Raw genomic sequence first — 281 nt, forward strand, 5'->3', positions numbered from 1 at the left:
TTGGAAGACCTCGGCCGCTTCGGGGTTCTGGCCGAGCCACGCGAAGCGCGGTTGCCCGAAGACCCGCTCGAAGGTCGGTTCACCAGTCTGAACGGCGTGGGCCAGTTCGCCAAAGGCGCGGTAAGGCTCCGCATTGAGCATGCGCAGGAACTCGCGCGGCCCGCGGCCGGAGCGCAAGGCGTGGTCGTGTCCCCAGCGGTGGTGTAGCTGATCGGTGGTCACCGGCGATCTCCGGGTAGGGTCGGGTTGCGACACACGCACCTGACCAGAGGATCACCGAT

Annotated in this window: 1 pseudogene; it reads right to left on the bottom strand. The window is 67.3% G+C overall.

The features are described from left to right. Nucleotides 1-222, bottom strand: a pseudogene (locus ACYVO7_RS25845) (hypothetical protein); the annotation flags it as partial. Nucleotides 223-281 lie beyond the last annotated feature (59 nt).

It is taken from the genome of Alsobacter sp. SYSU BS001988, from assembly GCF_054796215.1.